Here is a 13,269-nt window from a genome sequence, read left to right as displayed (position 1 = left end):
TGAATGTCATAGCCTAGCCCTCGATACTAAAGTCAGTGGAAAGAAGCGTTAACAGCAGAACGTCATTGACCGCCGCTTTGTTGCCCTGCTCTTTGCGGCGTTCAGAATAGAGCGAGGTCAAGGTCGCGCGCAGGGCGGGACTGGCCCTGCCATTTAAGAGTGTGGTGGATACCCTGTCCACTAAAGCATCCGGACCTTGTCTTCGAGCGAGCCAATAGTAGGGGGAGAGCGCTATATAGGTGCGCTCATCAGTGCGAAAGTACTTACCATGGCGAACGGTATCGTTGAACTTAGTGATGGTGCGATACATGATATCGTTGACCTCAGCGATATCTATCCACTCCATGATTTCGAGCTCAGGTGCGAATAACTGAGCGTCGGCAAGCTCACCCTGAGGGCTGTATTCAGGACTAAAGAAGTTAAATACCGATGGCGCGCCCAGCGGGGTTTGGTTAAAGCCGTCACGATAGTCGACGAATTTGCCCGAGGCATAAAACATCCGATCCGAGGATTGATTCTCGCGACTCGAGACGCCAGGGTAAGCCTCCAGCGCGCGGAAAAAATAGGTCAGGCGCAACAGGGTATCACGATAGCGAATATTACCCACATTGCGTGGCTTAAATACCTCATCATCGGTTAATACAGCGGTCAGTGTCTCACCGAGATTCCCCTCTGTCTGGCGAAATACCTTAGTTACACGCGCGACATAGTCGCCACTAGGGTTCGAGGAAACAAATCGATTGATTAAAAATGTCGAGATATACGGTGCGGTACTCGGGTGATTAACCAGTATCGAGATAACCTGCCTTAACTCCGCATCTGCATCACGATTCGCCGCAAGTGTGACGCCATGAAGCTGCTTTTGGCCTTTATCGTGGTGAGCACGCCTATTTCTCATTGGCTTTAAGAGACTTTTCTTATCTAAGTCCCAGCCGGTAAACACGCGGGCAAGCTCGGCGACTTGCTCCTCATCGTAGTTTTCGATAGCGCGTCCATTGGCGTCGAGCTTAATTTGACCCGTGTCTTCGAGGGCAAAGTCGCTGGTGGTAAAAAGTTGCATCAGCTCGCGGGCGAAGTTCTGATCTGGCTCAACGCCAGCTGAAGAAAAAGAGCGGTTGCCCGCATGAGTGAGGTAAATGCCCATCACTGGCGAGCGAGCAACTTGGTATAAAAGCTCGGCGTAGGAGCCGAAGGCATGCGTCACCAGCAAATCGTAATAGCGTGCCAGCGCGCGTGCCTCTTTTTCTGAGGCAAGGTTAGCGTCTTTTTGCGAGACGACCAGCAGTTGGCTTAAGGCAAACGCCATCCGTTGCCTGAGTTGGTCATCGCCCCAAATGGCAATATCAAACCAAGCACTGACTCGTACGGTTGGCCAGTATTTCTGATTACGGCGATGGGCTTTTTGGTACATCCCACGCTCCTCGTGCAAACTGGCAGGCACGGCATACTGCTGAGCAAGCCATTGCTGTACACCAATGCGCTGTAGCTCTTCGACGTCATCCTGTTTGACGCCAAACGTGGCACGTTGGAGAAATCGAGATGCTTCATATGAGTTAGGTCTATCCATACCACCACTTCCTTCTGCCGATAAATCCCGAGTTACTTTCCAATAGCATAGGACACGAGATTGGGTTGCTCACAGGCCATCATCGTGACGCGCGCTAAGAGGTCTTTGTTTATTAAATCAGCAAATGGAACAGGAAGATGAGAGAGTACACACAAACTGCTTGAGTCATTCTGAGTTAGCACAGAGGTTACTCGCTGAAACACTATCGTGGGATAGCCTAGCCCGTAATTTACCTAGATTTTTATCCAAGTAAACCGGCGAAAAACGAAGGTTTTGACTTAAAACACTAAAAGTTCAATTGTCAGTTTTAAAATTGAAAAACTTCAGGTAATATCGACGTCATTACTAATGAGAATATTTATCATTTAAATTTAGCCCGAACAACTGATATGAAAACACCTAAAGTTAGCCTTGCAATACTAATGATGGCGATTGCAGGACAGGCGGGGGCCTCGGGCCTTGACAACGCCTCAGCCATTACTGACAAAACCAACCAAAAATCTGCCGCTACCCAGCAGCGTATTAATCAAAGCTCTGAAGCTACCTTGGCACTGCAATTTGAAGCCGAGCAGCTGCAACAAGAGATCCGTAATCTTGAGATCTATCGCGACCATCTCCGTGCCTTGGTGGCAAACCAAGAGGAAGAGGTGTTGAGTTTTGAAGCGCAGATCGACCAGATCCAAGACACACGTCAGGGCGTTGTGCCACTGATGTATAAGATGATCGATGCGCTGAAAACACACATCGATACTGATGTGCCAATTCGCTACCAAGCGCGTGTTGAGCGCGTGAATAAACTTGAGCAAATGATGTCTCGCGCCGATGTCAGTGATGCAGAAAAGTATCGCCGTATCCTCGAAGCCTACATGATTGAGATGGACTACGGATTTAAGCTCGGTACCTACCAAGGACAAATCGAATTCGATGGCCAAGATCTTGAAGTGAGCATGCTCTATCTTGGTCGTGTATCGCTGATCGCCAAAAGTGCCAACGGAGCGCGTTACTGGTCTTGGAACCAAGCTCAGGGTGAGTGGCAAATTGTCGATAACACAATCAACAACGACCTAGAACAAGCATTTCGTTTGGCCGATCAACAGATCGCCCCAACACTACTAAGCCTGCCGGTTTCAGTTGCTAACGCGGAGGTGAAGTAAGATGAAAACGATTCCTGTAATTTCAATGTTGGCGCTGTCTTTGGCCACCTTTAGCGCAGTCGCTGATACAGACCTGGTTAACACGGCGAAGACGCACTCGATTGAGCAAGCTCAGCATGACAAAGCTCGTGAGTCAGTGTTTAAGCTGACCGAAAAAGAGCTCAATGAGCTGAAAGCGAAACTTGAGGCGGATAAAAAAGCTATCGAAGCAGAGAATGCACGCCTAACCGACACCTTTAGTGCCAACGAAGACAAGCTTGCCCGTCTTGAAGAGCAGCTTCGTCTGGAAACCGGTAGCCTAGGTGAAGTGTTCGGCGTTGTGCGCCAAACGGCAAAAGAGCTTGAAGCTGAACTAGAAACCTCAGTAACTGGTCTGGATGCCCAGACGCACAAAGAGATGGTTGCTGATATTACAGCAGCAACTCGCCTCCCTTCTATGCCACAATTGACTGGCCTGTGGCAGGCGATGCAAGAGCAGATTGATGCGAGCGCGCAAGTCAGCTTTGCACCGGTTCGCTACATCGATGGTGATGGTCAAGTAGTTGAAAAGCAAGTAGCACGTATTGGTGCAATGGGTCTGGTTGATGAGAACGGTTACCTGAACTGGGATGGCGCAAAAGCCGAAACTCGCACTTACCTTAAGCAGCCGAGCTCAATTCCAACATTGACAGAAGCGCAGCGCTTAGCGTCAGGTGAAAGCGTGTCGATGATCATCGACCCATCACGTGGCTTACTGCTTGAGCAGTTGGCCCTGACGCCTGACTTAGCAGACCGCTTGCGCGCCGGTGGTGTGGTTGGTCGAATCATCCTTGGTCTATTGGCCATTGGTTTGGTGATCGCGCTAGTGCGTGGTGTGAGCCTGCTCGTGACTCGTCAGAAAATTCGTAAGCAGCTTAAGCAGCCAGAAAACCCGACCAATAACCCATTGGGACGCGTTCTGTCTGTTTATCATCAAGACAAGGAGCGCAGTGTTGAAGCGATGGAGCTGCGTTTGCTTGAGAGCATTGTCGATGAGCAGACCAGCCTTGAGCGCGGCCTATCGATGTTGAAGCTGCTTGCAGCACTGGCACCGATGCTGGGTCTACTCGGTACGGTAACCGGTATGATTGAAACCTTCCAAGTGATCACTCAATTTGGTAATGGTGACCCGAAAGTGATGGCCGGTGGTATCTCGATGGCGCTTGTTACCACGGTACTGGGCTTGATTGCTGCGATGCCGCTATTGCTTGCTCATAACATCTTGAGCTCACAAGCTGAGTCGATCCGCAATATCCTTGAGAAGCAGGGTATTGGCTTAGTGGCTGCGCAAGCAGAGAACGATCGTAGTGACTCTAATCCTGTGGAGCGTGCAGCGTAATGGAATTGCTTTTGTCTCTGTTGCCTAAAGCATTGATTGAGAGTGACCTATCGGTGTCACTGCTCAGCTTTATGCAGCAGGGGGGGCAAATACTTTGGTGGCTAGCAGCGGTGGTGGCAATCAACACGCTGCTGGTCGCTGAGCGAGTTCTCTACTTGGTATTTAGCTTCCCGAAACAGAGAGCAGGCTGGATTGATGCCTGGCATCAGCGCAGTGATCAGCATTCATGGTATGCCCGCTCGATTCGTGATGGTTGGCTTGCTCAGGCGCATATCAAGATCTATCAGAATCTGAACCTGATCAAGGTCTTAGTCGCTATCTGCCCAATGTTGGGTCTGCTCGGCACAGTGACCGGTATGATCTCGGTGTTCGATGTGATGGCAACCCAAGGCAGCAGCGATCCAAAGTTGATGGCCTCGGGAATATCATTAGCCACACTGCCAACCATGGCTGGCATGGTGGCGGCACTGACTGGTATGTTCTTTCACGCACGCTTGTTTAAAGCCTGCCAAAAGCGCGAAATTAAATTAGAAAAATCATTAAGGAGTCGTCAATGAGACTTGGTAGACGACAACATAACCAAGATGAGGCGCAAGTCGACTTGACCTCGATGCTTGATATCGTATTTATCATGCTGATCTTCTTTATTGTCACCAGTTCATTTGTGCGTGAATCGGGTGTAGAAGTAAACCGCCCACAGGCCTCGAATGTGGTCAGTCAAAAAGACGCGGGTATTTTCGTTGCGATCACCTCAGCCAATGACATCTATATCGATAAGCGCATGGTTGATGTGGAACGTGTTCAAGCTACACTCGAGCACCTGTTACTTGATAAGCCTGATGCCTCTTTGGTGATTCAAGCCGATGAGCATGCCTACAACGGCACGGTGGTCAAAGTCATGGACGCAGCCAAGGGTGCGGGCGTGGTGAATATTGCTTTGGCGGCGGAGAAACAGTAATGGGACGTCTCCTATTAGCAACTCCGCCAGCGTTGCTGATAACGTTAAGCATCTTTATGTTTATGTCATGGATGGTGGATACCAGTCACCGCAAAACCCCGGACGCATCGGAAGGGGTGAGCTTTAACATGGTGATGGTTGAGAATGAGCAAGATGTTCAGCGCCGCAGACGAACAGCACCAGAAAAACCTGAGACGCCTGAGATGCCTGAGCAAACGCCAATGGCGCAGTCAGAAGATCTTGTGTCTGATATGGCGATGATGGATCAGCCGGTTTTAGATCTGGACACCAGTATTGATGGCTTGGCAATTAGTGCACCGACCTTCAGTGATTTCAACGCCAACCAACAGGTGATGCCGCTCTATCGTGTCGAGCCGCGTTACCCACCGAATGCCCTGCGTCGCAAGATAGAGGGGTATGTGGTGATGAGCTTTACTATAGACCCAACGGGTAAGCCCACTGATATTAAAGTCGTCGAGGCGCAGCCAAATCGCGTCTTTGAGCGTGAGGCAACCCGCGCGCTACGCAGCTGGAAATATCAGCCTAAACTGGTGGACGGTAGTGCGGTGGCTCAGCCCAATCAAACGGTTAAATTGGAGTTTCAGTTAGAAAAATGATCAAGCGAACCCTGATGATTGTGACACTTATGCTCAGCCAATTGGTTTGTGCATCTGCGGTTGCCCAAGAGCTGTCTCCCTATTCTGCCACTCGTGTAATGCGGGCGAATGAGCTAGCACAAGATGACAAGATCTCTGAAGCGATTGAGCAGCTCAAAGGCATCAAGACATCAAGAGCCTACGATCAGGCCTTTATTGCCCGAATGCTGGGTGTGTTTTACTGGCAAGCGGAGCAATTAACTAAGGCGATAGAGCAGATCACCATCGCAGTAGACAGTGGTCTATTAAAAGATGAGCAAGCTTGGCATACACAAAAAATGCTGGCTGATCTGCTGTTGGGTGAGCAAGAGTACACCAAGGCGCTTAAGTATTATTATCCATTGCTTGAGAATGCGCCGGAGCCAGAGATGGTCGAGCAGATCCAGCTGCGCATTACTCAATCTCACTATCAAGCTAAGCAGTGGCACGAGACATTAACCGCTGTCGCAGCGCTGCACAAATTAGTGGTGCCAGATGTCGCCTCATACAGCCTTAAACTGGGCGCAGAGCTTCATCTTGAGCAGTGGCAGGGCGCTATCGGCACACTAAAGAAACTCGTCGATCTAGAGCCAGAGAAGGATCAGTGGTGGACGCAGCTAGTCGGTTTAGAGCTGCGTGTAGGTGATGAAAAAAGTGCCTTTAATCATCTGACTTTGGCAAAACAGCGCAATATCGAGCTGTCTCAGCAAGAGCTACGCCTGCTGTCACAACTCTATGCTAAACATGGCGTGCCAGAGCAGGCTGCTCGTCAGATTGCACAGCTGGATAATGCAAAAACCGATGTCAAACTACTCAGGGAGCAGGCCACCTATTGGCAGCAAGCGAGAGAGTGGGATCGTGCAACGCATGTTTGGTTGCAGGCGGCAAAATATGAGCCTGATTACCATTGGAATGCAGCGCAAATTATGCTTCAGCAACAGCGTTATCAAGCCGCTCTCGCTGTGCTTGATAAGGTACCCGCGCGAGAAGAACAAGTTGCGCTCGCCAAAACGCGTGCCTACTACAAGCTTGATAAGCTCGATCAGGCGATCGTGCAGGCCAAGCTTGCCAATAATATTAGCCCTTCGAGCCAAGCCAAAAGTTGGGTTAAGTACCTTGGTCAGCTTAGGCGTGCCCATGGGTGATTAAAAAGGGGCTTATGCCTTTCCATACTCACAATGAATAACGTTGTTTTAAGCCAGTGGTATTAACCACTGGCTTTTTTTGTTTCGATTGTTTCATAGGTGCACCATTATTGGTTCAAATGCACCACTTATGCACAACAGTGGGTTACTCTTCCCGCCTTAAGTGCTTGCACTGCGAGTGCAAGTGGCTGAAATTATTGGTTTATCTATCAGTCTGATATTTTGGTACGTTCGTTGCAGTTGTAATTATAACTGTTTCAAACGTTTCATACATTATAGGGAGATAGACAATGAAACTCTTTTCAGCGTTATCCACAGTTGTACTGTCGCTAGGTCTAATGGCCGGCGTTTCTTCAGCGCAAGCAAATCAACTTGAATCCGTTCAGAGCAAGGGCGTACTCAAGGTTGCCGTGCCACAGGACTTTCCTCCGTTTGGCTCGGTTGGACGCGATCTTAAGCCACAAGGCTATGATATCGATATGGCGGCCTACTTGGCTGATCAACTTAACGTTAAGCTGGAATTGGTACCCGTCACCAGCGCCAACCGTATTCCATACCTGCAGACTGGGCGCGTGGATCTGGTGATCTCAAGTATGGGTAAAAACCCTGAGCGTGAGCGCGCGATTGACTTTACTCAAGCCTATGCGCCGTTTTACTTAGGTGTGTTTGGTGCAGAAGGTGAAGAGGTGGCCTCGGCAAGCGATCTGAGTGGAAAAACGATTGGTGTTACTCGTGGCTCGGTAGAGGATTTGAACCTGAGCGAGATTGCACCATCTGACACGATTATTAAGCGCTTTGAAGACAACAACGCCACACTCTCTTCTTACTTATCTGGACAAGTTAGCTTGATTGCGACTGGTAACCTTGTGGTAACAGAAATCGCTACCCGTTATCCAAGTAAAGCGCCGCAAACCAAGTTCCTGCTGAAAAACTCGCCTTGTTATGTTGGGGTAATGAAGGGCCAGCAGGAGCTACTTGATGAAGTGAACCGTTTGATCTCGAACGCTAAGCAAGCGGGCGTGCTTGAGGCGCTGTCGCAAAAATGGATGAGAGCCCCATTCCCTGCCGATCTTGATGAAGTGTAACGGGAGCCTGGCATGAACTACCAGTTATCGTTCGCTGAGCTTGTGCCTTACCTGCCACATTTTGTGGCAGGTCTTTGGACAACCATCGAGCTTACCTTGATCACCACCACACTGGGCTTACTGCTTGGCACCGTGTGTGCAGGGGCGAAAAGCAGTCAGGTACGTTGGCTATCCTTTTTATGCCGCTGTTACGTTGAGGTGATCCGCAACACCCCATTTATCGTTCAGCTGTTCTTTATCTTTTTTGGCCTGCCAGCACTGGGTATCAAATTATCGGCCTGGCAAGCGGGTGTGATTGCGATGGTGATTAATCTGGGTGCTTACTCAACCGAGATCATTCGCGCGGGTATCGATGCCACGCCAAAAGGGCAGTGGGAGGCGGGGAAAACTCTAGGTCTGACCCGGCTACAGATCTTCACCCGCATTGTGCTTCCCCCGGCTTATCAGCGCGTTTATCCCGCGCTGGTCAGTCAAAGCATTATCGTGATGCTGGGCTCTGCGGTGGTATCGCAAATCTCGGTCGAAGATCTGACCTTTGCCGCTAACTTTGTTCAATCGCGCAGCTTCTTAAGCTTTGAGTCCTATATGCTTACCGCAGCGATTTATCTGGTGCTGGCGATGATCATGCGTCAGGCGTTTGCGCTGCTGCGCCGCGTAGCATTCAAAAACCCCGCACTTTAGGAGGCTTACTATGATGATGGAATTTTCCGACTGGGACATCTTTAGCAACCTGCTGTTGGCGGCGCGCTGGACACTATTGTTGTCGCTGATTGCCTTTATCGGTGGTGGTGCGGTTGGTCTCGTGCTGACTCTGCTGCGTAGCACCAAAAATCGTGCCTTTATTCAGATGATCAAACTGTACGTCGAGATCTTTCAGGGGACCCCTTTACTGATGCAACTGTTTCTGACCTTTTTCGGTCTGTCTTTGCTCGGCGTCGATGTCAGCCCGTGGACCGCAGCGATTTTATCTTTAACCCTTTACAGCAGTGCCTACTTTCACGATATCTGGCGTGGTTGTATCGAGTCTCTCGCCAAGGGCCAGTGGGAAGCGTGTCGTACGCTTGGTTTAACCTATCTGCAAACCATGCGCTATATCATTGCGCCGCAGGCAGCGCGCTTGGCGATTGCGCCGACGGTGGGTTTTTCTGTGCAAATCGTCAAAGGTACCGCCTTGGCTTCAATCATTGGCTTTGTTGAGCTAACTAAGGCTGGCACCATGCTTAATAATGCAACTTTTCAACCATTTAAGGTCTTTGCCCTCGTGGCACTGCTTTACTTTGCTATCTGTTTTCCTCTTTCCTGTTTAGCTCGTCATTTGGAGGCGCGTAATCATGTCACTCGTTAGCGTTGAGAAAGTCCATAAGTATTATGGCGAAAACCATGTTCTAAAAGGCGTGGATCTAAAAGTCAAACCAGGTGAGGTTGTGTCAATCATTGGCCGCAGTGGCTCAGGTAAAAGCACACTACTGCGCTGTATGAATGGTCTGGAGGATTACCAAGACGGCGTGATCATCCTAGATAGTCAGGCGGTGGAAAATGACGATTATAAGCTGCGCCTGCTCAGTCGCAGTGTTGGTATGGTGTTTCAAAGCTTCAACCTGTTTCCGCATATGACGGTGGGTGAGAACGTGATGTTAGCGCCGAAATTGGTGTTAAAACAATCCTCTCAAGAGTGTGAGGCGCTGGCGAGGGAGCTGCTTGAGAAAGTGGGCTTGAGCGACAAGTTTGATGCTTATCCGACTAACCTATCAGGTGGTCAGCAGCAACGAGTGGCGATCGCTCGCTCATTGGCGATGAACCCCAAAGTACTGCTGTGTGATGAGATCACCTCAGCGCTTGACCCAGAATTGGTCGGCGAAGTGCTCAAGGTGTTAGAGCAGCTTAAGGCGGAGGGGATGACACTGATATTGGTCACCCATGAGATGAATTTTGCCCGAGATGTGGGCGATCGCGTGGTGTTTATGAACCAAGGCAAAGTGTGGGAAACCGGCACAAGTGAAGAGGTGTTTGCCGCGCCAAAAACGCCTGAGCTGCAAAGCTTTCTGTCAGCGGTTCGATAAGAGGCACTAAGCGATGACTCGACTTCCTCATCACTCCCTTAGTGAGCGTATTACCGAGCAGTATGCGCAGTTGACTCAGAGCAGTCGCAAGGTGGCGGACTTTTTACAGCTCAATCCGGAAAAAGTCCTGATTCTTTCGACGGGTGAGATTGCCGAGGCTTGTGCTGTGTCAAAAACCAGTGTCAGCCGTTTTATTCGCCAACTGGGGTATAACGATCATCTTGCTCTGCGTCAGGAGTTGATGCAGGAGCGCGATCAAGGTATTCCGGTGATCACCTCAGAGATTGATGATGGTGATATCCAGTCGGATATGAAAGCTCTCGAGCAACTTTGGGCTCAGTTAGCGAGTATGGATACCGATGCGCTGATAGATCAGTTGATCTCGGCAAAGCGGATTAAAGTGATTGGTTACCGTAACAGCTACCCACTCGCGATGCACTTTCGTCAGCAACTGATGCAGTGCCGCTCGGGTGTGGATCTGCTGCCACTGCCGGGGCAGACCCTAGGTGAAGATCTCACCTCCATCGAGCCAGGCGACTTTGTGGTGCTGTTTGGCATTCGACGCCGAATTGAAAATTTTGCCCAGATCATCGACTTTCTGCAAGGTCAACCTTGCCTGCTAGTTACCGACCAATCGGGGCAGAAATACGCCGATAAGGTCGACAACGTGGTGATCTGCCATATGAAGAATGAATCACCACTCGACAGCTACGCCGTGCCAATGAGTTTGATCTCGTTTTTAGTCAACAAGGCCTATCGCAAATTGGGCAATCAGGCGACAAGCCTGAGTCAGAAGATAGCCACGAGTTACACCCAACTGAGTGAACTCGAATAAGGAACAAGCAACACGTGAATAGAGATAGCCGTATTTATTGTCAGCAAGGGCCTGAGAGCATTGCGTCCAGTGCGCCAGGCAGCCTAAATGGCTTGAGGTTTGTATTCAAAGATCTGTTTGATGTGAAAGGTTACCCAACGGGTGCTGGTAACCCGGCTTGGCTAGATACTCACGAGCCAGCTCAGCACACTTCACCGATTCTTTCCGCACTGCTTGATGCAGGTGCCCTTTGTGTCGGTCGGGTGCAGACCGATGAGCTGGCTTATAGCCTGAATGGGCAGAATAGACACTACGGTACGCCCGTAAATCCTAGAGCCCCAGAGTGCATTCCCGGGGGCTCATCCAGTGGCAGTGCGGTGGCGGTGGCCAGTGGTGATTGTGATTTTTCCCTTGGCACTGATACGGGTGGCTCGGTGCGTGTCCCAGCCAGTTACTGTGGTTTGTTTGGACTGCGCCCAACGCTAGGCGCTTTAGACCTTGATCACTGCTTTGAGCTTGCCAAGAGCTTCGACACTGCCGGTCTATTTAGTCAAAAGCTCAGCGTACTGAATCAGGTTTGGCAGGCGCTCAAACCCAAGCAGGATAACCAAAATCACTTTACACGAGTGTACCTAGATAAGCAGCATGGGGCATTAATGGGTGCAGGGCGAATGAAGGCGCTTATAGAGGCATTAAATGAAGCGAATGTCGAACTTATCCAAGGCGACTTTCTCGCTGAACAGGGGCAGAGCTTGGTTCAGCTCAGCGAGTTATTTCGTACCATTCAGGGTTTCGAAATCATTGCTCAGCATGACCAGTGGTTGGCTGAGCATTTAGACAGCTTAGATGCGAGTATTACTCAGCGTGTCGAATGGGCACGAACCATCACCGCCCAAGACTACCAAAAAGCCAAACAGCAGCAGGCGCATTTTTCTCTGGCGATCCAGCAACATATCATAGACAACGCTGTTTACTGGTTGCTCCCGACAACACCCTCTGGTCCGCCAAGATTAGATAGCAGCGCGCAATATTTGGCGCAATATCGAATTGAACTGATGGGACTGACCAGTGTTGCTGGTTTAACCGGCCTGCCGCAGTTGCATATCCCTTTAACGCAGCAGAAAACAGGGCCAATTGGTTACTCTTTGCTAGGGCCTGCGCACAGTGAATATCGCTTGATGGCATTTGCTGACCAACTTACCAATTAGTTTTGCGGTAGTGGGTAAATCCCCTCTACTGAAAAGAAAAAGGAATAACACAACATGACTCAAGGACAACTTTTTGAAACCCTCAATCCACCACAGCGCATGCTGATGGGACCGGGACCCATCAACGCCTACCCTAGGGTTCATCAAGCCTTATCTCAATCACTGATTGGTCAATATGACCCGGTAATGACAGGCTATATGAATCAGGTTCAGTCGCTCTATCGCGGTGTGTTTCAAACTAGTAATCAACAAACCATGCTGGTGGATGGCACGGCGCGCTCTGGGATTGAGGCGGTGTTGGTGTCGGTGCTCGAGCCTGGTGATAAGGTCTTGATTCCGGTTATTGGTCGCTTTGGTCATTTGCTGTGTGAGATCGCTCAGCGCGTTGGGGCCGAGGTGAAAACCATTGATATTGAGTGGGGAGAGGTGTGTCAGCCTGAGCAAGTTGAAGCCGCCATCAAATCGTTTGGTCCAAAAATGGTCGCGACCGTGCAGGGGGACACCTCAACGACCATGAACCAGCCGTTGGCTGAGATTGGCGCCGTGTGTAAAAAGCATGGCGTTCTATTTTACTGCGATGCGACCGCATCGATTGCCGGTAATGAACTAAAGACCGATGAGTGGCACCTTGATGCGGTATCGGCCGGATTACAAAAGTGTCTCGGTGGCCCATCGGGCTCAGCGCCGATCACTCTTAGTGATGCATGTGCCGACCTGATCAATCAACGTAAACATATCGAGGCAGGCATCCGCGCTGAGCACCATATTTCAGGACAGGGACGGATGATCCAGTCCAACTATTTTGATCTTGCGATGGTGATGGATTACTGGGGACCAGAGCGCCTTAATCACCATACAGAGGCCACCAGTATGCTGTATGCCGCACGAGAGTGTGCCCGCCTGTTCCTCGAAGAGGGACCAAATCAGGTGATAGCTCGTCACAAACAGGCTGGCGATGCCATGGCGGCTGGCTTAGTCGCGATGAACCTAGAGTTATTTGGCAACCAAGCTTACAAGATGAATAACGTGGTGGGCGTATATATCCCAAGCAATGTCGATGGAGATGCGGTGCGTGGTGAACTGCTGCAACGATTTGGGATAGAGATTGGCACCTCTTTTGGCCCACTGCATGGCAAGATCTGGCGCATCGGAACCATGGGCTACAACGCGCGTCAGGAGTGTGTATTGACCACCTTGGCGGCGCTTGAAGCGGTGCTATTGAAACACAAAGCCAACATTAACCCAGGCCAAGCAGTTGCTGCGGCGATTGAGTATTACGCGTAGGG

Annotated in this window: 14 protein-coding genes; 13 read left to right on the top strand and 1 reads right to left on the bottom strand. The window is 50.3% G+C overall.

Annotated features, from left to right (window positions below; translation table 11 throughout):
* Positions 1–13: 13 nt before the first annotated feature.
* Positions 14–1,567, bottom strand: a complete 1,554-nt coding sequence (locus ACSTTG_RS09910; RefSeq protein WP_438474684.1) for a DUF1800 domain-containing protein — start codon at positions 1,565–1,567, stop codon at positions 14–16.
* A gap of 389 nt (positions 1,568–1,956) precedes the next feature.
* Here ACSTTG_RS09910 and ACSTTG_RS09905 point away from each other — a divergent pair, with 389 nt between their 5' ends.
* The 13 genes from ACSTTG_RS09905 to ACSTTG_RS09845 all read left to right on the top strand — a co-directional run bounded on the left by ACSTTG_RS09905 (position 1,957) and on the right by ACSTTG_RS09845 (position 13,267).
* The gene (locus ACSTTG_RS09905; RefSeq protein WP_438474683.1) at positions 1,957–2,721 is read left to right on the top strand and encodes a DUF3450 domain-containing protein; all 765 of its coding nucleotides are present in this window, start codon (positions 1,957–1,959) and stop codon (positions 2,719–2,721) included.
* Between the two features lies 1 nt (position 2,722).
* Positions 2,723–4,078 (top strand): MotA/TolQ/ExbB proton channel family protein, encoded by a 1,356-nt coding sequence (locus tag ACSTTG_RS09900; protein ID WP_438474682.1) that lies wholly within the window; start codon positions 2,723–2,725, stop codon positions 4,076–4,078.
* The gene (locus ACSTTG_RS09895; RefSeq protein ID WP_438458561.1) at positions 4,078–4,635 is read left to right on the top strand and encodes a MotA/TolQ/ExbB proton channel family protein; all 558 of its coding nucleotides are present in this window, start codon (positions 4,078–4,080) and stop codon (positions 4,633–4,635) included. Before ACSTTG_RS09900 ends, ACSTTG_RS09895 begins: the two co-directional genes overlap by 1 nt.
* Entirely contained in the window at positions 4,632–5,036 is a 405-nt protein-coding gene (locus tag ACSTTG_RS09890; protein ID WP_438458562.1) for an ExbD/TolR family protein, read from the top strand. Before ACSTTG_RS09895 ends, ACSTTG_RS09890 begins: the two co-directional genes overlap by 4 nt.
* The gene (locus tag ACSTTG_RS09885; RefSeq protein WP_438458563.1) at positions 5,036–5,653 is read left to right on the top strand and encodes an energy transducer TonB; all 618 of its coding nucleotides are present in this window, start codon (positions 5,036–5,038) and stop codon (positions 5,651–5,653) included. The genes ACSTTG_RS09890 and ACSTTG_RS09885 overlap by 1 nt, the downstream gene beginning before the upstream one ends.
* Complete coding sequence (locus tag ACSTTG_RS09880) at positions 5,650–6,816, top strand: tetratricopeptide repeat protein (protein ID WP_438474681.1); 1,167 nt, start codon at positions 5,650–5,652, stop codon at positions 6,814–6,816. The genes ACSTTG_RS09885 and ACSTTG_RS09880 overlap by 4 nt, the downstream gene beginning before the upstream one ends.
* Before the next feature lie 290 nt (positions 6,817–7,106).
* Positions 7,107–7,901 (top strand): transporter substrate-binding domain-containing protein, encoded by a 795-nt coding sequence (locus ACSTTG_RS09875; protein WP_438474680.1) that lies wholly within the window; start codon positions 7,107–7,109, stop codon positions 7,899–7,901.
* Between the two features lie 12 nt (positions 7,902–7,913).
* Positions 7,914–8,582, top strand: a complete 669-nt coding sequence (locus tag ACSTTG_RS09870) for an amino acid ABC transporter permease (protein WP_438458566.1) — start codon at positions 7,914–7,916, stop codon at positions 8,580–8,582.
* A 10-nt stretch (positions 8,583–8,592) separates the two neighbouring features.
* Positions 8,593–9,246, top strand: coding sequence for an amino acid ABC transporter permease (locus ACSTTG_RS09865; protein ID WP_438458567.1), 654 nt, complete (start codon positions 8,593–8,595; stop codon positions 9,244–9,246).
* Positions 9,233–9,961 (top strand): amino acid ABC transporter ATP-binding protein, encoded by a 729-nt coding sequence (locus ACSTTG_RS09860; RefSeq protein ID WP_438474679.1) that lies wholly within the window; start codon positions 9,233–9,235, stop codon positions 9,959–9,961. The genes ACSTTG_RS09865 and ACSTTG_RS09860 overlap by 14 nt, the downstream gene beginning before the upstream one ends.
* A gap of 13 nt (positions 9,962–9,974) precedes the next feature.
* Positions 9,975–10,796 carry a MurR/RpiR family transcriptional regulator gene (locus ACSTTG_RS09855; RefSeq protein WP_438458569.1) on the top strand — a complete coding sequence of 274 codons (822 nt, stop codon included), beginning with the start codon at positions 9,975–9,977 and terminating at the stop codon, positions 10,794–10,796.
* Positions 10,797–10,810: 14 nt separating this feature from the next.
* A complete protein-coding gene (locus tag ACSTTG_RS09850) occupies positions 10,811–11,983 on the top strand; it encodes an amidase (RefSeq protein WP_438474678.1) in 1,173 nt (390 codons plus the stop codon).
* Positions 11,984–12,037: 54 nt separating this feature from the next.
* The gene (locus ACSTTG_RS09845; RefSeq protein WP_438474676.1) at positions 12,038–13,267 is read left to right on the top strand and encodes a pyridoxal-phosphate-dependent aminotransferase family protein; all 1,230 of its coding nucleotides are present in this window, start codon (positions 12,038–12,040) and stop codon (positions 13,265–13,267) included.
* Positions 13,268–13,269 lie beyond the last annotated feature (2 nt).

Source organism: Vibrio glycogenivorans (genome assembly GCF_051660965.1).
GTDB lineage: Bacteria > Pseudomonadota > Gammaproteobacteria > Enterobacterales > Vibrionaceae > Vibrio.
This window is presented reverse-complemented; position numbering and strand designations above follow the sequence as displayed.